Consider the following 21,958-nt stretch of genomic DNA (forward strand, 5'->3'; position numbering starts at 1 on the left):
ATTCGTGAGGGGGGGACCCCGCGATCGCCCGACCCGCGCCCGCGGCCGCCACATCGGAGTCGCGAGGACGCCCCCTGCGCCCATGAACCTCTCCTCGCCCGAATCCTCTCGACCAGCAGCAGACGCGTCGCCCGACGGCGACCAGGCGTCCCTGCCGACGGCCAACACCTTCCAGGTGGACCTGCGAGGTCTTGTCGACCTGCTCTCCCACCACCTCTACTCGAGTCCCCGCGTCTACGTGCGCGAACTGCTCCAGAACGCGGTGGACGCCGTCACCGCCCGCCTCGCCCATGACCCGTCGGCGCCCATGAACATCCGCCTCACGGCGACCGGCGACGCCGTCGTCATGGAGGACACGGGCGTCGGCCTGACCTCCGACGAGGTGCACACGCTGCTCGCCACCATCGGCCGCAGTTCCAAACGCGACGGTCTGGAGAACGCGCGGCAGGAGTTTCTCGGCCAGTTCGGCATCGGGCTGCTCGCCTGCTTCGTCGTCGCCCGGCAGATCCGCGTCGTGTCGCGGTCCGCGCGCAAGCCCGATGAGCCGCCCGTCGAGTGGCTGGCGAGCGACGACGGCTCGTACACAGTGCGGACCCTGCCCCACGAGGCCCGGCCGGAACCCGGCACGACCGTCCGGCTGGAGCCGCGACCCGGCGCCCAGGAATGGACCGACCCCGGGCGCGTCGCCGAACTCGCCGCTGACTTCGGTTCGCTGCTGCCCCACGACGTCACCTTCACCGGCCCGGACGCCATCGACCGCCCCCTGACCGAGCGGCCCGCCGTATGGGACCGGGCCCACCCGACGCCCACCGCCCGCCGTGTCGCGCTCGCCGGGCACTGCTCGCGTGTCTTCGGGTTCACCCCGCTCGACTCCATCGACCTGGACCTGCCCGTCGCCGGGGTGCGAGGAGTCGGCTACGTCCTCCCCGCCGCGACCAGCCCTGCCCACCGGGCCGCCCACCGCGTCTACCTGAAGGGCATGCTTCTCACCGACCGGGCGGACAACCTGCTTCCGGACTGGGCGTTCTTCGTCCGGGTCGTCCTCGACACCGACACCCTTCGCCCCACGGCCTCCCGGGAGAACCTGTACGACGACGAGACGCTCGCCGCCGTACGCGACGCGCTGGGCGTCCGGATCCGGGAATGGCTCGCCGAGCTCGCAGCCGGTGATCCCGACCGCCTCGCCACCTTCCTCACCGTGCACCATCTGGGCGTCAAGTCCATGGCCCGGCACGACGCGGAGCTGTTCGCGCTGATGCTGCCGTGGCTGCCGTTCGAAACCAGCGACGGCCGCGTCACGCTCGACGAGTTCGTCCGCGCGCACCCCCAGGTCCACTTCACGCGCACCGTCGAGGAGTTCCGACAGGTCTCGCCCATCGCGGCCGCACACGGCCTGGGAGTCGTCAACGGCGGGTACACCTACGACGCCGATCTCATCGCCCTGCTGCCGCAGATCAGGGACGACGTCACCATCAGCGAACTCGACGCGGGCGCCGTCACGGCACATCTCGACCCCGTCGAGCCCCACCTGGAACTGGCCCTCGCCGCTTTCCTCGCCACGGCCCGGACCCGCCTCGACCCACTCGCGTGCGACGTGGCGCTACGGGCCTTCCAGCCGGTGACCGTACCGGCGCTCTTCCTCGACGACCGCGAAGCCCGCCACGAGCGGGACCGAGCAGCAGCCGAGGAGAGCGCCGACAATCTGTGGAGCGACATCCTCGGCGCACTGCGCGGCTCGGCACCGCGCGCCCGGCTCGTCCTCAACCACAACAACCCCTTGGTCCGCCGCATCGCCTCCATCACCGACGCCGAACTGGCCGGCACCGCCGTCGAGTCGCTGTACGGCCAAGCCCTGCTGATGGCCCAGCGCCCCCTGCGCCCCGCCGACACGTCATTGCTCAACCGGGCCTTCCTCGGCCTCCTGGAATGGGCCACACATCCGATCACCGCTCAGGCCGTCACGTCCGAGGAGGGCGACAAGTGACCACCAGCCCGCCCCCCGAGGACATCCGCCGCGCCCTGTGGGAGAACGCGTCCGCGCCCAACGGCCTCCTGCGCAACGCGCGCGCCGAGGAACTTGTCGCGGCCGCCGAGTCGACGGGGGACCGCGATCTGCTCCGCCAGGCCCTGTTCGGCCTGATCAAGGCGTACGAGTACAGCACCGAGCGGGGCAAGATGATGGTCCCGTTCGCCCGGCTCCTTCAGGAGTGGGACCAGGACCCGTCGGCGTTCGACTCCAGTGACACCTACACCTTCCACTGGCTGTTCAAATGGGTCAGCTCCGGCATGCTGTCCCTGCCGGAGATGCCGCTCGCGAGCATGGAGAAGTGGCTCGCCGAGATGGAGCGCCGGTACCGCGTCGGCGGTTACAGCGAACGAGCCGTTCGGCAGGCCGAGTTCGAACTCGCCGACGACACCGGCGACACCGAGCGGGCGGCGCGCGCGTTCGCCGCGTGGACCGCGGCTGACCGTGATCAGATGGCCAACTGCCACGCCTGCGAGCTCAACGACCAGGGCTGGTACTGGCTGCGACAGGGACAGGACGAGAAGGCGCTGCAGGTGTGGGAGCCGGTCCTCGCCGGCCGCTCGACCTGCATGGAGGAGCCGCACCGGGTCCTCGCCAAGTCGCTGCTGCCGCTGTTGCGGACCGGGCGCGCCGACGAGGCCCGCAGAAACCATCTGCGCGGCTACCGCATGGCGCGGGGCAACGAAAGCCTGCTGCCGTCGATCGGTCTGCACATCGAGTTCTGCGCACTGACCGGGAACGAGGGCCGCGGCCTCGAACTGCTTGCCGAGCACGCCTCGCACCTCACCTCACAGGGCAACCCCTCGGCGCGACTGGAGATGTTCACCGGGACGCTCGTACTGCTCCAGCGCCTGCTGGCCCTCGGCCTTCAGACGCAGCCCGCGGTCGCGTACGCGGGACAGCAGCGCACGGTGCGCGAGCTGTACGACATCCTGGACTCCGAGGCCGTGTCGATCGCGGCCCGCTTCGACCTGCGCAACGGCAGCGACGTGGTCTCCCGCCGACTGGCCGACCGGCGCGCAGGCCGGCCGCTGGTGGACAGCCTGCCCCTGGGCGTCCGGGGCGCGTCACTCACCACCGTCGTGCCTTCTGCGGCTGTCGCACCGGCACCGCAGGAGGCGGCGTCGCAGCAGCCCCTGTCCGAGCTGGTGGCCGAGGCACGCGAACTGCGCACGCAAGGCCACCCGAAGGCATCGTCCGCATGGGACAGGGTCGACGCCCTGGTCACCGAGCGGGACGAGGCCCCCGCCCCGCTGCTCGCTGCCGACCTGCTGGAACGCCGGGCTGTCCGCGCGGGTCACGCGGGCGGGGACACCGTCCGCAGCCTCTTCGAGCAGACCGTCGCCGCCTACCGGGCGGCCGGAGACCCCAGCCGGGCGGCCCTCAACGAGCTGAGGGTGGTGTACGCGGCAGCGCAAACGGGGGCGGAGCCGGACGAGATCCGGAAGCTGCTGGCGACGGCCACGGCGTCGGCGCAGGCCCTGGACCCGTCCGATCCCACCAGGACACGGCGGATCGCGACGGTCGCACTGTCCGCGCTGAAGCTCGAGCCGGCCCTGCGGGACACGGACGGCGGTGAGCTCGTCCTCGACCACGCGCGTTTCGACTCCGATCTGGCGGCGTTCGTCACCGAGTTCGCCGGCGCGGTCACTCAGGAGGGCGGCGAGCTCGGCGATCTGCTCTCCGACGCCGAGCAGTTGCGGGCCGAACAGGCCTGGCACTCGGGCGACGCGGAGCGTGCCGACGAGTTGTTCGCCTCCGCGGCCGGGCGCAGTATCACCGCCGGCCGTCCGTGGGATGCCGCCGAGTCCCTGAGCCGCCGCGCCCGGCTGCTGCTGATGCTGCACCGGCCGCAGGAGGCCGAGCAGGCGGCGCGCGCCGCCCTGACGCACGGCGCCGAACTCGTAGAGCCCGACGAGCTGGGGCGGATACGGCTCACGCTGGCCGAGATCCTCTACCAGCGTGACGGCAAGGAGTCCGAAGCAGCGCTCTACGCCCTGGAGGCGACGCACTGGTTCGATGCGGCCGGGGACTCGGCCGGCGCGGGAGCGTACGCCCGCCTGGTCCTCGCCCAGGCCTACGGCGGGAGCGGACGCGCCGCCGAGGCGGCCGAAGTGCTCGAGTCCGCGCTGCCGGACCTGCTGGAGCACGGCGACGAGCGCGCCGTGCAGGCACGGGAGACGCTCGCGCGGAACCTGCGCGGACTCGGTGACCACCGGGCCGCCGCCGAGCAGTATCTGCTCGCCGCCGAAGTGGTCAAGGGCTGGGAACACCAGCGCCCGCACGCTCAGCTGGCCACGCTCGCCGCCGAATGCCTCGCGGGCGCGGGGATGCAGGACGAGGCCGTCGCGGCCTACCACCGCGCGGTCGACCTGTGGGAGACCGTGGGCGAAGCGGTCGCCCTCGCCCGGGCACTTCGGTCCCTGGCATGGCTCGAGGCCCAGGAGGGTGACTCTCGCTCAGCGAAGGACCTGATGGGGAAGGCGCTTTCGGCCGTCGACGGCGACGGTCCCGAGTTCCTGCTGGAGCGCGCCAGGACATGGACACAGACGGCCGAGCTGCTCCTCGACGACCTGTACGAATACGACGAGGACGACGAGGGCGACGAGGAGGAGGACGAAGGCGGGTCCGAGGACGGTGGGGAAGCGGCTGCCGTCCGCCGTGAGGCGCTCGTCCTGCTCGACAGGGCGGACGCCGCGTTCGAGGCGCTCGGCGCCGAGGTACTGGACGAGCGAGCCCGCTGCGTCGTCCGCGCGGCCTGGACCGAACGGGAACTCGACCGCACCGACGACGCAACTGCCCGGGTGCGCGCACTGATCGGCGAGCTCTCGGCCCTGCCGTCGGACGACGCCCGCTCCGCCGTGCGCCGTCTGGAGCACACGCTGGGGCAGCTCACACCGCCGAGCTGACACGACGGGGCACGGCCGCAGGCCGGTGCCCCGTCTCCGACGCTCTGCCCCTGGGATCAGGCCGGGCCGCCCGCGGCGGCCTCGCTCACCGCAAGTGCCGTTGCCATGATGGTCAGCTGAGGGTTCACCTCAGGACAGCTCGGCAACGCCGATCCGTCCGCGACCAGGACGCCGTGCACGCCGCGCAGCCGGCCACGGGGATCGGCGGGCGCGGTCTGCGCGTCGGCCCCGATGGCGACCGTCCCCGTCGGGTGGAACGCCGACAGATGCAGCTGTCGTGCCGTCACATTGCCGAGGAGCAGCCGCAGTTCCGCGACGGAACGGGCCCGTGGCGCGGCCGCGATCCCCGTCAGGACCTCCTCGGCCCCTGCGGCGAACAGCAGCTCGCCCATGGCCTCGACCGCGCGGAGCAGCCGTCGGCCGTCGCGCGGATCGAGGTCGTAGCGCAGCACACTGCGCCGGGCGCCCAGGACGCGGCCCGAGGGCCGGTCGGCGATCATCGCGCCGAGTGTGGCGAGGTTGCCCGCTTGCTCCAGCTCCGTCCGCAGGGCGCGGCCCACGCCGGGCAGCACGAACGATCCCATGCCCGGAGGCCCGGCGGTGGCCTCGATGAGGATCCCGTCGTCGTGGTGCTGCTCGATGCCGACGCTCTGCAGCACGCCGTGCCACGCGGTGATCCGCTCCGTGAAGCGCCCGGCGACGCTGGTCGCCGGATGGACGGCGAGATTGCGCCCGAGCCGGGGGTGACGGCCGAGACCGGAGCGCCGCAGCAGCGGGGGAGAGTGCAGCGCCCCGGCGGCGACGACGACCAGCGGGGCGAGGATCTCGAAGTCCGTTCCGTCCGGCCGCCGTACGCTGACGCCGCAGGCGCGAGGGCCGCCGGGCCGGTCCGGATCGGTCAGGATCCGGCGCACGTACGCACTGGTGACGATCCGTGCCCCGGCCGCGCATGCGTCCGGCAGCACGGACAGCTGAACGCTCTGCTTGGCGCCGGTCGGACAGCCGACGACGCACTGGCACGAGCCTTTGCAGCCAGGCGCGTTGCGCCGCAGGGGTCCGGCCTTCCAGCCGAGGATCTCGGCCCCGACCAGGGCCGTGCGCCCGTTGCGGCCCAGGACGTCGAGCGGCTGGGTCGCCACCCGCAGGGTGCGTTCGACCTCGTCGAGGCGCGCCGCGAAGGAGGCCGCGTCGGCCAGGCCCACTCCGAACGTGTCGCGCCAGCGCGCGAGCACATGGTCCGGAGTGCGGTAGCACGTACCGGAGTTGACGACGGTGGTGCCTCCCACCGCGCGGCCCACCGGAAGCACTACGGGCGGGTTGCCGAGCGCGACGGTCGCGCCTCCGTCGCGGTACAGCTCCGCGAACCGGTCAAGCGGTGCCCGCCGCCCGAATCCGGCGGTGGTGTGCCGGCGTCCCTCCTCCAGGACCACGACACGCATCCCGGCGCGGGCGAGCGTGCGGGCGGCGATCGCGCCGCCCGCGCCGGAGCCGATCACGACGGCGTCGGCCGTCGAACGGTCCGGCCACTCGGCCGACGGCACGCAGTCCAGCGGCGGATCCTCGAACGGCGGCGCAGAGGGCGCGCGGCGCGGCTCCTCGTGGAGCATCCGTTCCGTGCCGGCGGCCAGCATCACCGGGACTTTCACGGCGTCCAGCACAGGCACCAGCGCGGGGCGGGCTGCCAGCGAGGCCAGCACGCTCTCCCGCTCGCCCGGCGTGAGCCCGCTCAGCCGCCGGCCCGTGCGTACCGCGGCGTACGCGTCGACGGCCGCGGCCGCACCGTGCACCGCGGCCCGGGCCGCTGTGGGCATCGCATCGAGCATCCTGCCGAGCCGGTCGGTCACCGCGCCGGGCCAGGGCGCGCTGCCGTCGTCGGCGAGAAGAGCGGCGACGAGTCCGCTGAGCCTGCTGCTCACCGGTCGCCCACCTCCGCGTGCGCCGTGCCGTCGAGGAACCACTCGGCTTCCGTACGCCACCGGCCCCACCACCGCTCCAGCAGGACCCGGGCGTCCGCGCTCTCGCTGTTGCGGCACACGGCGGCCCCGCCATCGGGATCGGTGTAGTCGAGCGCCAGGGTGCGTTCCTCGGGCTGGGTCACCTCGACCCGGATGCGGCGCAGCCCCGCCGTGCCGCTCACCGTCCATACGGGCAGGCCGATACGTGTCCGGAAGCGGCCGAGCCCCGCCCAGCCGACGGCGCTGCGCTCCGCCCGGCGCGGCCAGGTGCGGCCGTTCCTGCGCAGGCGCAGGAAGGTGAGCGGCGGCAGCTTGTTCAGCCCGGGACGCATGGACACGGCGGCCACGATCTCGAGGACGTCGCCGCCGCCGAGGTCGGCGTGCAGCCAGGCCCAGCGACGGGCGTTGCCGTGTCCGTAGATCCGGGCGGAAGCGCCCGGGGCGGCGTCGAGGTGCAGTTCGCCACCCGGGTACTTGACCGTGCCGGTGTAGGAGGCGTGCGCGGACGGGAGGATCTGCGCGGCCGGCAGCAGCGGACGCCGCCAGGACCAGCGCGGGAAGGTGAACAGGGGCTCGCCCTCCGGACGTTCGGTGAGGTCCCAGCCGAATCCGCCCGCGGACCCCCGCAGTCGGCCGGGTCCGGCCTCGATCCCGTCCACACTGAAGCCGGCTGGATCCGGCTGCCACGGTTCGGGGCCGAACCGGGCGTGCTCGACGGGACCTTCGGGCGGGAAGAGTGCGACCCAGCCGTGCGCCTGTGCGGGGGAGCCGTCGGCCGGCGCGGTCAGCTCATGGTGCAGCCACAGTCCGGTGCGGGTCTTGGGGTCGGTGAGCGTGGTGTACCAGACCTCGGTGCGGCCGGGGCTGCCGCTCCAGCGCGGTGCCAGATGCCGTGCCGTGTCCTGTGCGACCCGAGCTCGGGGAAAGCGGAAGCTGCCCAGGAAGGGCAGCAGCGCGGTCGCCACGCGGAAGCGCAGAGTGCCTCGTCCGGCCTCCTTGCCGTCCGCCAGCAGCGCGAACGGGAGGACCGTCATCGACTGCACCGGCCGCAGCGCCGAGACGGACTTCCACCCGTCGAGCGAGTAGCGGCGACCGTCCTCGGCGGTGAAGTCCAGCCGGTAGCGGATCCGCCGCCGGGCGATCGGCGAAATCTCCAGCTCGCCCCGGACGTCGCCGTCGTCGGCCCACCCGGCGATCCGCACCCGGCCGGTCAGTGTGCCGTCGGTCGTCCGGTGCGGGAGCATCAACTCCTCGGCACGTACGGCCAGATCGAGCCGCATCGGACGCGTCTCGCTCTCGCCGGCCAGCCGCACCGAACCGACCATGGTCTCGGTGAACTCCGTTCCGCGTCCGGCCATCAGCCGACCCCCAGTCCGTCGAGCATGATCCGCTCGGTGGCGCTCAGATACACATCGGCAGCGGCGCGCGCCGCCGCACCGTCGCCCGCGCAGACCGCTTCGACGACCGGGGCCAGTCGCGCATGGGCGGCCTCCGGGTCCAGGAACGGTCCCACCAGATGGGCCCGCATCGGCACGTAGGCGTTGAACAGGGTGTTGGTCAGCAGGGTGTAGACCCGGTTGCCGGTGGCGCGCGCCAGCGCGCGGTGCACCTCGATGTCGGCGAGCTGGACCGCATCCCCGCCCTCGGCGCACGCTACGGCGGCCAGCAGCTCCCGCAGCTCGGTGCGTTGCGCCGCCGTGCCCTTCTCGGCGGCGCGGCCCGCGATCAACGCGCCGATGCTGCGCCGTACTTCGAAGATCTCGCCGAGCCAGCCGGGGCTGTGCCGCACCAGCATGGGCAGCAGATCCGCACCGCCGAGGCGCGCGTAGTCCCGCACCCGGGTGCCCACGCCGTGCCGGGTCTCCAGCAGTCCGGCCTGCACCAGGCGGCCGAAGGCGTGCTTGAGGGTGGTCCGGGTGACGCCGTAGCCATCGGCGAGTTCACGCTCGGGGGGCAGATAACTGCCGGTGGGATGGCGGCCGGTGAGGATGTCCTCCCTCAGGCGCATCTCCAGTGCGTCGACGATCGTCTCGCGGGGCAGTGTCTCCACAATTCTCCTCAGTGGCTGAGTGGATGAGCCACTGAACCACGCTGGGGATCGGGAAGCAAGGGTCCTCACCACGCAGAACCGGCTACAGGGCGTTCGCGTCCTTCTGCGGTTCGTCGGGTGCGACCAGCGCCTGCGTGAGCGGGATGCGGGCAAGTGCCAGGACACCCGCGGCGATCAGGGCGACACCGAGCAGCTGAGGCAGCAACCACCAGCCGGCGCGGACGTGTTCCTCGTAGATGATGATTCCGAGCACCAGACTCACCGTCGCGTCGCCGAGGGTGAGGGCGGGCTGCGAGGCGACCAGCGGCCCGGCCTGCATCGCGTTCTCCAGCAGGAACAGCGCGCCTCCGCCGACCGCAGCGAAGGCGTACGTCTGCCAGGAGGTGAAGAACGCGGCGATTCCGTAGTCGTCGAGGATGTGCATGGACGCCTTCATCAAGGCCGCCGTCACCGCGAAACTGATGGCGGTGGCTGCGCCCAGACAGCCTGCCCGGATCCGGCCCTCGGGATGCTTGATCGCCGTCAGACAGAGAACGACGACCGCTGCGACACACACCGCGAGTGCGGGGATCCAGCGGTCCAGCGCCACATGGGTGCGGTTGCCCGAGGGGGACGCCGCGGCCAGCGCGACGCCGAGCCCGACCACCACCACAGCCACCGCCAGCCAACCGGACCGCGGCAGTCCACGGTGCATCAGCAGCGAGGCGACGACGAGCGTGAGCGGCAGTTCGAGGATGAACAGCGGCTGCACGACGGTCAGCGGACCGGTCGCGAGGGCCAGCGCCTGGCAGACACCGGCGGCGATCACGGCCCCGATCCCGGCCAGCCACAGCGGCCGCCGCAGCAGATCGACCATCAGCCCCGCGCGCAGACCTTCGGACCGCGGCACGCTCAGGGCCGCCTTGCGCTGGAGAACGGTGGCGACGGCGTTGCTCAGCGCCGCGCAGAGCGCGAACAGGACCGGCAGCAAGGTGCGCACGTGGTCGGCCTCCGTGGGTGAGCGGTCGGGTGGCGGGGTCCGGGTCAGCGGTCGTCGAGGGTCAGTCCGGAGGCGGGCTGCGAGAACAGCCGCCGGGCGTTGGCGTCGAGCGCGGCGAAGCCCTCCACGAGCTGGGCCGCCACCAGCCACGCCCCGTCCGGCCGTGGAGCGAACTCCCACAGGTGGAACGCCTTTCCCGTGAAGGTGTCGCTCGCCGGCGCCTTCCCGATCCGCTGCCGCAGAAAGAATTGGAGCCGTGTGCGGGCTCGCACGCGGCCGTCGGGGAGCTGCTCGGGCGTGGACATCTGCTCGACGGTGTGCGACTCGTCGAAGAAGTCCGAGCGCGCGGCGAGGAAGTCCCGCAGCCCTTGGTCACCCTCCCAGACCAGACCGTCGACGAACCCGGTGCGGAAGTCGTCGGTCAGCACCTCCTCCCGCATCCGTTCCGCGGACGCATGGGCCTGCAGCAGGGTGAAGTACCGCTCCATCGCCTCCCAGAGGGGTGGGACGACGGCATACGGCGCAGCGGACTCGGCGGGCATACGACCTCCTTGCACCCTCTGCCATGGTCACCCCGGCCCGCCCGTCCCGCGCGATCCGGCTCGCCGAACGACGTCCGCCGCGTTCCGGACCGGGCCGCCCGTGCGGCCCGGTCCGCGTCCCGTCCGCCGCACCCCGGACTCCGCGGCCCGGGCTGCGGTCCGCCGCGTACACACCGACAATGGGACGCGGGCCCACGCCCGGCCCACTCGCGACGCCTGCCAGGCATCGCCCGAGAGGAACGTGCCCATGCGCGCAGAGCCGTCAACTACGGCCCGGACGGGGGCCTTCACCATGGCCACGGTCGCGCTCGCCGGCGCGCCGGCGGCGATCAGTGCGATGACGCCCGAACGGTCGCACGAGTACGCGTACGACGGTGTCCTGCGGCTCGGCAGGACCGTGATGCCGGCCGCGGCGGTCGTCGACACGGCTGCACGCCACCGGCTCGCCGTGCACGGCCAGGTGCCGTCGCACTCGCCGCCCGCGGCCGTCGGCATGGCGGTCGGCATCCGTGAGGTACTGCCGTGACGCGCGCCGAAACCGCCGGCAAGGGCGGGCAGCGTCACCACTTCGTCCCGTCCGGCCCCGACCGTACGGCGATCGTGCACAGGGCCGTACGGGTCACCGTGGCCGCGAGCGCCGGGTTCTACCCCTTCGTGTACGCCGTGGACCGGCCGGAGACGGCGATCTACGCTCTGTTCGGGCCGGTGGCGCTCGGCGCGATGTCACAGATCCCGGGATCGGGGCGGCAGCGGGCCGCCGTGATGCTGCGTGCGCTGCCCGTCGGCCTGCTGCTGGTCGTGCTGGGCACAGTGCTGGCAGTGAGCACCTGGGCGGCGGTCCTCGGGATGCTGGTCGTCGGGTTCGTCCTCGCATTCGCCGCGGTAGCAGGCCCCCGCGCGGCCGGAGCGGCACCAGGGCTCCAGCTCTGCTACATCCTGGCGTGTTTCCCGCCCTACGCACCACAGGCCCTGGGGGACCGGCTGACCGGCATCACCCTCGGCGTGCTGGTGCTGGCCCTGTGCGAGGTCTTCCTGCTCCCCGCGCCGGCGGCCGTCCCCTACCGCGAGCGGCTGGCGGACGCCATCGCGACCGCCGCCTCCGCGGCGGGGGACGAGACGGCGGCCCGTCCGCCGCCGGAGCAGGCCGCCGCCGTTGCGGACCAACTACGGGCGACCGGCCGGAACCTGCGGCTGTCCAGCCTGCCGCCCGCCGAACGGCCCGCAGGGCCCGGCCGGGCGGACCGGGCGCTAGCGCATGCCGGCACGGCGGCCCGCAGACTGCTGGACCAACTGGCCCACTCGGGGGATCTCCGGCCGCCCGGCACCCTTGCGCCGGGGAGCAGCGCCGACGCCGACGCTGATGCCACGTCGGCCGACCTCCTCGCCCGCGTGTCCGCGCTGTGCGATGCCGTCGCGGCCGCCCTGCGCACCGGACGACCGCCCCCCGCCGCCGGCCTCGTTGCTCTGGACACGGCGATCCGGGACTTCCAGGCACAGCGCCTCGCCCAGGCGAGCGGGCCCCCGCCCCGCGTACCCGGCGGCAGGGCGCTGCGCCGCCAGGCCGCAGTCCTTGGCACCGCCGTGTCCGTCCGGACCCTGTATGTCTCCGTGACGGTCGGGCTCGACGGCAGACGTACGGACCCGATCCCGCCCCAGGAGCTGTTCTGGTACGTCGACGCGAGCACCCCCGCGCTGTGGTGGCGGCGTCTCGCCGGCAACATGACCCTGCGTTCGGTGCAGTTCCAGAACGCGGTCCGCATCGCTGTAGGACTGGGCGCGGCCCGGCTGGTGGCAGGGTCGCTGGATCTGGAGCACGGCTTCTGGGTGCTGCTCGCGGTGCTGACGCTCGGTCGTACGACCGTGTGGGAGACCTGGTCGGCAGTGCGTTCGGCGGTGATCGGCACCCTGCTGGGGGCCGTGGCGGCGGGCACGCTGCTGTTCGTGGCCGGCCAGCACACCGACGCCTACGCGGTGCTGCTCGCACCCGGCATGCTGGCGGCCTTCGCACTGGGGCCACTGCTGGGCATCGCCTGGGCGCAGGCCCTGTTCACGCTGGTGGTCGCGGCGGCGTTCGCCCAGCTCGCTCCCGCTTCCTGGCAGTTGGCGGAGATCCGGATCGAGGACGTGGTCACCGGCAGCGCGATCGGCCTGCTGTGCGGGCTGCTCGCGTGGCCCGCCGGAGCGCGCCGGGAGGTCCGACGGACGATGGGCGCCCTGCTGCATGCCTGCGCCCCGCTGGTCCCGGGCACCGTCCGGGGGCTCGTGGCCGAACCGCCCGGGTCGGTTCCCCCACCCTCCACGATTCCCGTCCTGCACTGTCTGCGTCTCGCCGAAGCCGCCTATCTGCAGTTCCGCAGCGAACCGGGCGAACGGCCGGCCGCGATGTGGGACTGGCATGCCGTCCTCATCGCCGCCAACCACGTCCTGCTGGGCGTCCACTCGCTGCCCCGCATCGACCAGCCGACAGTGACCATCCCCCCGGAGGCGGTCGCCCGGGTCGGTACGGCGGCGGATCAACTCGCGCTCGCCACCGACCGGGTGGCCGAACTGTGTGCCGAGGGAGCGCCGAGGCTGACTCCTGTCCGCTCGGTGTTCCGCCCGTCCACCGAGCCACCGCTCAGTCCTCCGCTGCCGGTGCTCATCGACCTGGAGCAATGGCTGGGCAGCCTTGCCGCGCAACTCGCCCGGATCGAGAGCCCGTCGGCGCCGGCGGCAGGATGATCCGGTCCCGTGCGGCCGTCACACTGCGGCGAGCCGGGCCGCTGCGCTCTCGATGAGCATGTCCAGCGCCGCCGGATAGGCGCTGACGTTCATCTCAGCGACGAGATGCGGCGCCGCCGGTGCGATACAGGGGTGTGTGTCCGCGGGCAGCCGGGCGTACGTGGCCTGCCATACGGCCTCGTCCGCCCGGCGGGCCGCCTCGGGCAGCGCGGCAGTGGCCGCGTCGAGTGCGGCGAAGGCCAGCGTCTGGTCGATGAAGCAGTGGTAGACGCGCACCGCCGCGGGCGTGGGGAAACCCGCCCGGTGCAGCACGCCGAGGATGATCTCGTCCGACGCGATCTCATGGGCGCGCCCGGAGACGCGGCTCGCCGTCAGTACCGCGGCCTGCGGATGGGCCAGATAGGCGGCGTGGATGCGCAGACCCAGCTCGCGCAGGTCGGCCCGCCAGTCGGCGGACGCGGACCAGCCACGCAGCGCGCGGCCGATCAGCTCGTCACCGACGGCCAGCGTCAGCTCGTCCATACCGCGGAAGTACCGGTAGAGCGAGCTCGGATCGGCCCCCAGCGCGGCACCGATCCGGCGGGCGGTCAGCCCGGCGGCGCCATGCTCACGCAGCATCCGCAGCGCCGTCGTCACGATCAGCTGCTCCGAAAGGACCACGCCCGTCTTCGTGGGACGCCGCCGCCGCCGCTCGGACTCCGACACCACCTTCTTCGCCATTGGCCTGCCTTTCCTCACCGGGAGCGCCTTATGCCAACGCCATTGACGGTATCAACCGCCGATGAGTTTGATCAGGGGGCCGGGACAGTCCCCGGGAAACAGGGAAGGACCTCGTCATGCGCATCTTGCTGATCGGCGCCGGTGGTGTGGGTACGGCCATCACCCGGATCGCCGCCCGCCGTGGATTCTTCGAACGGATGGTCGTCGCCGACTACGACCAGGCGCGAGCCGAGGCTGCCGTGGCCGCCGTCGCGTCCGCCGGGGCCGGCTCCGGCGGACCGGAGGAAGGCCGGTTCGCCGCCGCCCGGATCGACGCGTCGGACGAGGCGGCGGTCACGGAACTTCTCAGGCGGGAGCGCTGCGACGCCCTGCTGAACGCGACCGACCCCCGCTTCGTCATGCCGCTGTTCCGCGCGTCGCTCGCGGCCGGTGCGCACTACCTGGACATGGCGATGTCACTGTCGCGTCCGCACCCGGAGCGGCCGTACGAGGAGTGTGGGGTCAAACTGGGCGACGAGCAGTTCTCGCTGGCGGACGAGTGGGAGAAGTCGGGCCGGCTGGCCCTCGTCGGCATGGGAGTGGAGCCGGGTCTGTCGGACGTGTTCGCCCGCTACGCCGCCGACGAACTCTTCGACTCCATCGAGGAGGTCGGGATCCGGGACGGAGCGAACCTCACCGTGGAGGGCTACGACTTCGCGCCCTCGTTCAGTATCTGGACGACGATCGAGGAGTGCCTCAACCCGCCGGTGATCTTCGAGGCGGGCCGCGGCTGGTTCACGACACCGCCGTTCAGTGAGCCCGAGGTGTTCGACTTCCCCGAGGGCATCGGGCCGGTCGAGTGCGTCAACGTCGAGCACGAAGAGGTGCTGCTGATCCCGCGCTGGGTGGAGGCGAACCGGGTCACCTTCAAGTACGGCCTCGGCACGGACTTCATCAACACGCTGCAGGTCCTGCACCAGGTGGGTCTGGACAAGACCGATCCGGTGACGGTGAAGGGGCCCGAAGGGCCGGTCCAGGTTTCGCCGCGTGACGTGGTCGCGGCCTGCCTGCCCGATCCCGCCACTCTCGGCGACCGGATGCGCGGCAAGACCTGCGCGGGCACTTGGGTCAAGGGCACCAAGGACGGCAGGCCGCGCGAGGTCTACCTGTACCACGTCGTCGACAACGAGTGGTCCATGAAGGAGTACGGCAGCCAGGCCGTTGTGTGGCAGACGGCCGTCAACCCGGTGGTCGCCCTCGAACTCGTCGCGACCGATGCCTGGTCGGGGAGGGGCATTCTCGGACCGGAGGCCTTCGACGCCCGCCCCTTCCTCGACCTCCTTGAGGAGTACGGCTCCCCCTGGGGCATGCGCGAGCAGTGAGCAGCGGGACGGCCCCGTCCAGGGGCCGTCCGGGTCGCGTCAGCCGAGTACGTTGAGTGCGCCCGGCTGCACCCGCACCGTCACGGGAAGCGTCGCGTCGACCTCGCCGTCGGCGCCGTACGGCACCTCCCGGTCGGCCTCGATACGGACCTCCTTGCCCCGCAGGATCTCCACCTGGGGACGCTTGAGGTGCGCGCCCGTCTTCAGTTCGTTCATCATCGTGAAGAACAGGCGCTTGGGGGCGTGCTGGATGACGACGACATCGAGCAGCCCGTCGTCGAGCCGCGCATCCGGGGCGACCTTGCGGCCGAAGCCGTAGAAGCCGGAGTTGGCCGCGACGACCGTGTAGCCGAGCCGCTCGTGCTCCACGCCGTCAATGGTGATCCGGTACGCGGCGGGCCGCCACGACACGACCGCCCGCAGCCCGCCGGCGTAGTACGAGGCGGCACCGCGCAGCAGCCGGGAGGTGTTGGCGTACCGGTTGGCCACCGCGTCGACGCCTGCGTACACGCTGCCCAGCACGGTGGTCCTGGCGTGCACGGCCGACTCGACCTCGATCGTGTCGACGGCCCGTGGTACGCCGTGCAGCAGCAGCTCGGCCAGGGGCGCCGGATCGGAGGGCAGCCCCAGCGCGCGGGCGAAGTCGTTGCCGCGGCCTGCCGGCACGAGGCCGAACACGGTGTCCGTGCCACTGAGGGCCCCGCCCACGCACCCGGCTATCCCGTCCCCGCCGACGGCGAGCACGACATGCCCCTGCTCGCCGGCCCGCCGGGCCAGCTCCTGCGCATGCTCGAGGCTGCGGCTGTACTGCGTGTCGAGCTGCGCGCCGGCCTCCCGCAGGAGCCGGGCCAGCGGAAGCAGGGCCGCCGTACCGCTGGAACCCCCTGCGGTCGGATTGACGACGGCGGTGAACTGTCGCATATAGGTGCCTTTCGGACAGCAGGGGGCTCGGTCAGCGGACGGGGATGAGCACGCCGGGATTGAGGACGGCAGCCGGGTCGAGTTCGGCCTTGACGGCCTTCAGGACGCGAACGCCGAGCGGACCGATCTCCTGGGTGAACCAGTCGCGGTGGTCGGTCCCGACGCCGTGATGGTGGCTGATGGTGCCGCCGGCCGCAAGGATCGCGTCGTTGGCGGCCCGCTTGACAGGGGCCCAGTGCGCGACCGGGTCGTCCCCCTGCGCCGAGACCACGGTGAAGTAGAGCGACGCGCCGTTCTCGTAGACGTGCGAGATGTGGCACATCACCAGCGGCGGCGTACCGGCCTCCGTCAGGGTGGCCGTGAGGGCCTGGCGTACCTCGTCGTACAGCGCCGGCAGCGCGGACCAGAACCCGGCGGTCTCCAGGGTCTCGGCGAACGCGCCGGCGTCCAGGAGTGCGTCGCGCAGATACGGCGCGTTGTAGCGCCCGTGGGCCCAGCGCTCGCCGGGCTCCTCGCCCACGAACTCGCCCCCGCAGGCCAGGAGCACGTCGCGGGCACGGGTCCTGCGGTCCTCGGTGTCCTCGGGGGTGCCCTCGTAGCCGGCGATGGCCATGCATCCGCCCGGCTGCGGAGCGTCCGAGTTCCCGATCTTGTCCGGCTGGGCGAGACCGATGAAGGTCTCCGTCTCGTCCGACAGCCGCAGGACGGTCGGCCGCGGCCCGTCCTGGGCGAGCGTGCGCAGCGCTGCCGCGCCGGCCTCGAAGGAGGCGAAGCGCCACCCCTCGTAGACGCGGGTCGCGGGCAGGGGCCGGATCCGTACGGTCACCGAGGTGATCACGCCGAGTGCGCCTTCGGAGCCGAGGACGAGCTGGCGCAGGTCGGGGCCGGCCGCCGAACGCGGCGCCCGTCCTGCCTCCCACGTGCCCTCGGGGGTGGCGACGGTGAGACCGAGCACCATCTCGTCGAAGCGGCCGTAGCCGGCCGAGGCCTGGCCACTGGAGCGGGCGGCGGCGAAACCGCCGATCGAGGCCCACTCGTAGGACTGCGGGAAGTGGCCGAGCGTGAAGCCGCGCTCGTTGAGCAGCGCCTCCGCCTGGGGTGCGCGCAGCCCCGGCTGGAGGGTGGCGGTGCGCGAGACCTCGTCGAGCGCGAGCAGCCCGTCGAGGCGGCGCAGATCCAGCGCGACGAAGGACCGCTTCACCTCCGGGGCGAGACCGCCGACGACGGAGGTGCCGCCGCCGAAGGGGACCGCCGCCACACCGTGCTCGGTGCAGGCGCGCAGGACGGCCAGCACCTCGTCATGACTGCCCGGAAGCAGGACGGCCGCCGGGATGTCGTCGACCTCACCGGCGCGGATGCGCAGCAGGTCCGGGGTGGACTTGCCGCGGGTGTGCCGGATGCGGCTCTCCGCATCCGTGTGTACGTGCGCGTCGCCGACGCAGTCGGCGAGCGCCTGGCGCGCCCCGGGGGAGAGCGGGCTCTCGGGTACGTCGATGCCGTCGAGCACCGCCGGTCCCGTCTCGAGGGGCGTGACCCCGAGCAGGTCGCGCAGCAGGCCGATCACTGAGTCGGGCAGCGGGGCCGCCTTGGCCGGGTCACCCCAGCCGCTCCACAGCATGTCTTGGGTCACTTGGGTCGTTCCTCACCGTCGATTTCGCAAGGCGCCGTGCCACACGGCCCGCTCTGGCATTACACTGTGACAGATGACGCCCATTCGTCACAACACCTCGGACACAGATGCTGTCCTCGACGCGGCACGCGACTGCGTCCTCGCCGTCGGCGTACGCCGCACGACCCTGACCGACGTGGCCCGCCGCGCCGGGGTGTCGCGCATGACGCTCTACCGCCGCTGGCCGGATGTCAGGACCCTGGTCGGCGACGTGATGACCAGGGAGTGGATCGGCCTCGCCGTGTCGGCCATGCCCGCGAGCGAACCCGACGCCCCGACCCGCGTCCGGCTGGTCGACGGACTGGTCGCCGGAGTCGCGGCCTTCCGCGCGCACCCGCTCTTCCACAAGATCCTCGACGTGGATCCCGAGCTCCTGCTGCCCTATGTGCTCGACCGCCGCGGTGCCAGCCAGGACGCCCTGCTCGGGCTCATCACCGGCGCGCTGAAGGAGGGCCACGCCGACGGATCCGTGCGCGCGGCCCACCTCGACCGCCAGGCGCGATCGCTGCTGCTCGTCGTGCAGTCCTTCACGCTCTCGCTGCGCACCATGACCGACGGGACCGACCCCGAGCTCTCCGACTCGGCCTTCCTCGGCGAACTGCGCACCCTTCTGGAGAGGACCCTCACCCCATGAGCCGACCGAGCATCAGCCCCGCCCATGCCTCGTCGCTGAACGCGGCACGCCGCGCCCGCGAACTCGCCGAACTCGCCGACGGCACCCAGGTCGACGTCCTGGTCGTCGGCCTCGGCGCGACCGGCGCAGGCGCCGCCCTGGACGCAGCCTCCCGCGGACTGAGCGTCGCCGCGATCGATGCCCACGACCTCGCGTTCGGCACGTCACGCTGGAGCTCCAAGCTCATCCACGGCGGACTGCGCTATCTCGCCACCGGCCAGATCGACGTCGCCCACGAAAGCGCCGTCGAGCGCGGTGTCCTCATGGAACGCACCGCCCCGCACCTGGTGCGCGCCCAGCCGTTCGTCCTGCCGCTGACCCCGCTGGTCTCCCGCGGCCAGGCCGCACTGGCCTGGGCCGGATTCCGCGCCGGCGACCTGCTGCGCGCCTCCGCCCGCACCTCACGCGCCACCCTGCCCGCCCCGCGCACCCTCTCATCGGTGGAGACCCGCCACATGGCCCCCGCGCTCCGGCCGACCGGCCTGCGCGGCGGACTGCTGTCCTGGGACGGCCAACTCACCGACGACGCACGCCTGGTGACTGCGATCGCCCGCACGGCGGCCGCCCACGGTGCCCGTGTCCTCACGCGCACCCGCGCCCTGTACCTCAGCGGTTCCGGCGCCCGCGTCCGCGACGAACTCACCGGCGAGGAACTGCTGATCCGGGCCCGTACGGTCATCAACGCCGCAGGCGTCTGGGCCGGCGGCCTGGTCGACGACATCCGGCTGCGCCCCTCCCGTGGCACGCATCTCGTCCTGCGTTCCGAGGACCTCGGCAGTCTCACCGCCGGCATGCACATCCCGATCCCCGGCGAGAGCAACCGCTTCGTGCTCGTGCTGCCCCAGGGCGACGGCCGCGTGTACGTGGGGCTCACCGACGAACCCGTCGACGGCGACATACCGGACGTACCCGAAGTGCCCGAGACCGACATCGGCTTCCTGCTCGATGTACTCGGCTCCGCCCTCGACATCACTGTGACCCGGGACGACGTCGTGGGAGCCTTCGCGGGACTGCGGCCCCTGCTCGACGCGGGGGCCTCGGGCCGTACCGCCGACATCTCCCGCAAGCACGCGGTGCTGACTGCGCCCGACGGAGTCGTCACGGTGGTCGGTGGCAAGCTCACCACCTACCGGCGCATGGCCCAGGACTCGCTCGACGCCGCGGTGGCGGCCGTCGGCCTGGCAGCCGGCCCGTGCCGGACGGCCTCCCTGCCCCTGATCGGCGCCGCCCTTCCCGCCACGCTCGCGGGCATCGACGCGCCCCGGCGGCTGGTCCGCCGCTACGGCACGGAGGCCGCCACCGTCCACGCCCTCGGCCTCGCCGACCCGTCCCTGGCCCGCCCCGTGGTACCCGGACATCCGGTCACCGGAGCCGAACTCCTGTGGGCGGTACGGCACGAGGGCGCGCTCGACGAGTCCGACGTCCTCGACCGCCGCACCCGTATCGGCCTGGTCCCGCACGATCGGGAGGCGGCCCACGCCGCGGCCGGGGAGGCCCTGGCCCGCTGACGAGCGGGCCGGACCCTGACGACACCTGTTCCCGAGGGGCCGCAGCCCTTGTCAGTACGGCCAGTTGCTCAATGCGGCCCCGCGGCCGAAGAGCCCCCCGAGCACATCACCGGCGAACTCCAGGCCGGCCTGCTCCCTGGACGTGAGCTCACGGGGCTCATCGGCATGGTCCGCGGCCGCGGACCCTGTGGTGAGAAGTCCGGCCACCAGGAGGCCGGACAGGACGACGGACAGCCGACGGAACATATGGGGTCCTAGGTGTGGGGGACTGCTGTGTGCAGGTCCCACGGTTGCGGAGCCTTTGGCGCGAAGGTGTGCGACAGTCCGGCCGTTCGCGCGAACGGACCAGCGAAGCGGCCCCGACCGGAGCCCCGCCGGGCAGGGTGCCGGTGCCCGCGATCGGCCCAATCCCACGTCGGCCGCAGGCGTGCGTTCACACTCGGGGGCAGTCGCGCCGGCTGTGAGGAGGGGACGTGGAGCCGAGCCCCCGGGCTCTCACACCGCTGCTGATCGTCCTGACGCTGTCCACCGGAGTGGTGGAAGCGGCCTGTTTCCTGCAACTGGGGCCCGTCTTCACAGCCATGCAGACGGGCAACGTCCTGCTTTTCGCTTTCGGCGCCGCGGGGGAGGGCGGCCTGTCGACCATGGTTCCGGCCGTCTCGCTCGGCTCCTTCGCCGTCGGCACCGTGATCGGCGCCAGGATGGAGCCGCGGCTCGAGGCCCGTACCCACCGGTGGCTCGTCCTCGCCCTCATGGTCGAGGGCCTGCTCATCTCGGCCGCCGGTTTCACGGCATGGGGACTCGTGTTGTCGCCGAGCACCACGTCCGCCCGGCAGGTCCTGGTGACTGCGGTGCTCGCGGTCGCCATGGGCATGCGCAACGTCACCACGATGCGCGCGCACGTCCCCGCCCTGCCCACGACGCTGGTCACCACCTCGACCACGACCGCGCTGCTGAGCAGTTCCCCGTTCGGACACGACCCGGCCATCGGCCACCGAGCCGGAGCGGCGAAGCGCCGTTCCGCCTCGATCCTCGCGATGTTCGTCGGGGGTCTGATCGGTGCGTACCTCATTCACCTGGGCTGGTCGGTGTCCGCGCTGCTGTTCCTGGCCGCCGCTGTCGTCCTGGCCACGACCGTCGTGTATGCGCGGCAGCCGAACACGACGCGGGGTGAGGATCCCCCGGCGCGGGAATGAGCCGACGCGCGCCGCTCGACGGCCGGTGCCTCAGATCTGGAGCTCCGGCGGGAAACCGGTCCAGCAAAGATCCTCCGGAAGGTGGCTCATATCGTTGAGGAACATCACCGACGAGGGTCGGCCCGGCGCGTACCGGATGACCGTCAGTGCGGCGTTGGCGCAGTTCAGGCCCATCCACCGCCACTTCGGCGCGTCGAGAGCGTCCCGCACCAGCCAGGCAACGAGGAAGGCGTGCGTGACGATCAGCTCATGCAGGGGCTCGTCGCCCTCGACGGGTCCGGTGAACCGTGCGAGGGCCGCCCGCGCCCATTGCGGACCCTGTTCACGCTCCTCGGCCGGGAACTGGGCCAGACGGCCGAGCATGGCGTCGGCCGATTCCGCCGGCAGTTCGTCGCGCTGCGGAAGGTAGGGGATGTAGTCCCCGGCCAGCTCCGACGGCTGCAGGGACACATCACTGAGCTGGTCGCGGATCAGCTGGGCCGTCTGCCCGGCCCGCGGGAGCGGACCGTGGTGGATCGCCGTGATCGGGCTGCGCCGAAGCCGCTCGCCCAGCAGCACGGCCTGGCGGCGTCCGTTCTCAGTCAGCTCGCTCTCGTCCGGCGAGGCCTCGCCGTGCCGTGCGAGATAGAGGTAGCGGGCAGCAGTACCGGGCATATGCGGTATCCCCTGTTCAGGTCGGCGTCCGTGATCTTGCTGTTGCCCGGACGGACGCTGACGGCGGCCCCGCG

At 72.5% G+C, this 21,958-nt stretch carries 18 protein-coding genes; 8 read left to right on the forward strand and 10 right to left on the reverse strand.

Annotated features, from left to right (window positions below; translation table 11 throughout):
• Positions 1-82 precede the first annotated feature (82 nt).
• Positions 83-1,984 (forward strand): HSP90 family protein, encoded by a 1,902-nt coding sequence (locus tag ABZ208_RS19340; protein WP_356910670.1) that lies wholly within the window; start codon positions 83-85, stop codon positions 1,982-1,984.
• Positions 1,981-4,935: a tetratricopeptide repeat protein gene (locus ABZ208_RS19345; RefSeq protein WP_356910671.1), complete on the forward strand. Its 2,955-nt coding sequence runs from the start codon at positions 1,981-1,983 to the stop codon at positions 4,933-4,935. Before ABZ208_RS19340 ends, ABZ208_RS19345 begins: the two co-directional genes overlap by 4 nt.
• A 56-nt stretch (positions 4,936-4,991) precedes the next feature.
• Here the strand turns inward: ABZ208_RS19345 and ABZ208_RS19350 are convergent, their stop codons facing one another.
• The 5 genes from ABZ208_RS19350 to ABZ208_RS19370 form a co-directional block, all read right to left on the reverse strand.
• Positions 4,992-6,851: a GMC family oxidoreductase gene (locus ABZ208_RS19350; RefSeq protein ID WP_356910672.1), complete on the reverse strand. Its 1,860-nt coding sequence runs from the start codon at positions 6,849-6,851 to the stop codon at positions 4,992-4,994.
• Positions 6,848-8,248: a hypothetical protein gene (locus ABZ208_RS19355; RefSeq protein ID WP_356910673.1), complete on the reverse strand. Its 1,401-nt coding sequence runs from the start codon at positions 8,246-8,248 to the stop codon at positions 6,848-6,850. The genes ABZ208_RS19350 and ABZ208_RS19355 overlap by 4 nt, the downstream gene beginning before the upstream one ends.
• On the reverse strand, positions 8,248-8,940 hold the full coding sequence (locus ABZ208_RS19360) for a GntR family transcriptional regulator (RefSeq protein ID WP_356910674.1): 693 nt from the start codon (positions 8,938-8,940) through the stop codon (positions 8,248-8,250). Before ABZ208_RS19360 ends, ABZ208_RS19355 begins: the two co-directional genes overlap by 1 nt.
• Positions 8,941-9,022: 82 nt before the next feature.
• Positions 9,023-9,919, reverse strand: a complete 897-nt coding sequence (locus ABZ208_RS19365; RefSeq protein ID WP_356910675.1) for a DMT family transporter — start codon at positions 9,917-9,919, stop codon at positions 9,023-9,025.
• Positions 9,920-9,963: 44 nt separating this feature from the next.
• Entirely contained in the window at positions 9,964-10,461 is a 498-nt protein-coding gene (locus tag ABZ208_RS19370; RefSeq protein WP_356910676.1) for a hypothetical protein, read from the reverse strand.
• Positions 10,462-10,708: 247 nt separating this feature from the next.
• Here ABZ208_RS19370 and ABZ208_RS19375 point away from each other — a divergent pair, with 247 nt between their 5' ends.
• On the forward strand, positions 10,709-10,987 hold the full coding sequence (locus ABZ208_RS19375) for a hypothetical protein (RefSeq protein ID WP_356910677.1): 279 nt from the start codon (positions 10,709-10,711) through the stop codon (positions 10,985-10,987).
• Positions 10,984-13,182, forward strand: coding sequence for an FUSC family protein (locus tag ABZ208_RS19380; RefSeq protein WP_356910678.1), 2,199 nt, complete (start codon positions 10,984-10,986; stop codon positions 13,180-13,182). The genes ABZ208_RS19375 and ABZ208_RS19380 overlap by 4 nt, the downstream gene beginning before the upstream one ends.
• An 18-nt stretch (positions 13,183-13,200) precedes the next feature.
• Here ABZ208_RS19380 and ABZ208_RS19385 read toward each other — a convergent pair whose 3' ends face one another.
• Positions 13,201-13,902: a TetR/AcrR family transcriptional regulator gene (locus tag ABZ208_RS19385; RefSeq protein ID WP_356910679.1), complete on the reverse strand. Its 702-nt coding sequence runs from the start codon at positions 13,900-13,902 to the stop codon at positions 13,201-13,203.
• Positions 13,903-14,018: 116 nt separating this feature from the next.
• Here ABZ208_RS19385 and ABZ208_RS19390 point away from each other — a divergent pair, with 116 nt between their 5' ends.
• Positions 14,019-15,263, forward strand: coding sequence for a saccharopine dehydrogenase C-terminal domain-containing protein (locus ABZ208_RS19390; protein ID WP_356910680.1), 1,245 nt, complete (start codon positions 14,019-14,021; stop codon positions 15,261-15,263).
• Positions 15,264-15,302: 39 nt separating this feature from the next.
• On the opposite strand, the gene ABZ208_RS19395 is transcribed toward ABZ208_RS19390, so the two are convergent.
• Together ABZ208_RS19395 and ABZ208_RS19400 are read right to left on the reverse strand one after the other, a co-directional pair.
• Positions 15,303-16,184 carry a YegS/Rv2252/BmrU family lipid kinase gene (locus ABZ208_RS19395; protein ID WP_356910681.1) on the reverse strand — a complete coding sequence of 294 codons (882 nt, stop codon included), beginning with the start codon at positions 16,182-16,184 and terminating at the stop codon, positions 15,303-15,305.
• A 31-nt stretch (positions 16,185-16,215) separates the two neighbouring features.
• Positions 16,216-17,802, reverse strand: coding sequence for an FAD-binding oxidoreductase (locus tag ABZ208_RS19400; protein ID WP_356910772.1), 1,587 nt, complete (start codon positions 17,800-17,802; stop codon positions 16,216-16,218).
• A gap of 85 nt (positions 17,803-17,887) precedes the next feature.
• On the opposite strand from ABZ208_RS19400, the gene ABZ208_RS19405 reads away from it, so the two are divergent.
• The gene (locus ABZ208_RS19405) at positions 17,888-18,487 is read left to right on the forward strand and encodes a TetR/AcrR family transcriptional regulator (RefSeq protein WP_356910682.1); all 600 of its coding nucleotides are present in this window, start codon (positions 17,888-17,890) and stop codon (positions 18,485-18,487) included.
• Positions 18,484-20,034, forward strand: coding sequence for a glycerol-3-phosphate dehydrogenase/oxidase (locus tag ABZ208_RS19410; protein WP_356910683.1), 1,551 nt, complete (start codon positions 18,484-18,486; stop codon positions 20,032-20,034). Before ABZ208_RS19405 ends, ABZ208_RS19410 begins: the two co-directional genes overlap by 4 nt.
• Before the next feature lie 51 nt (positions 20,035-20,085).
• On the opposite strand, the gene ABZ208_RS19415 is transcribed toward ABZ208_RS19410, so the two are convergent.
• Positions 20,086-20,280: a hypothetical protein gene (locus ABZ208_RS19415; RefSeq protein ID WP_356910684.1), complete on the reverse strand. Its 195-nt coding sequence runs from the start codon at positions 20,278-20,280 to the stop codon at positions 20,086-20,088.
• A gap of 227 nt (positions 20,281-20,507) precedes the next feature.
• On the opposite strand from ABZ208_RS19415, the gene ABZ208_RS19420 reads away from it, so the two are divergent.
• Positions 20,508-21,230 carry a YoaK family protein gene (locus ABZ208_RS19420; RefSeq protein WP_356910685.1) on the forward strand — a complete coding sequence of 241 codons (723 nt, stop codon included), beginning with the start codon at positions 20,508-20,510 and terminating at the stop codon, positions 21,228-21,230.
• 30 nt (positions 21,231-21,260) lie between these two features.
• Here ABZ208_RS19420 and ABZ208_RS19425 read toward each other — a convergent pair whose 3' ends face one another.
• On the reverse strand, positions 21,261-21,884 hold the full coding sequence (locus ABZ208_RS19425) for a histidine phosphatase family protein (protein ID WP_356910686.1): 624 nt from the start codon (positions 21,882-21,884) through the stop codon (positions 21,261-21,263).
• Positions 21,885-21,958 lie beyond the last annotated feature (74 nt).

Source organism: Streptomyces sp. NPDC006208, assembly GCF_040613775.1.
GTDB lineage: Bacteria > Actinomycetota > Actinomycetes > Streptomycetales > Streptomycetaceae > Streptomyces.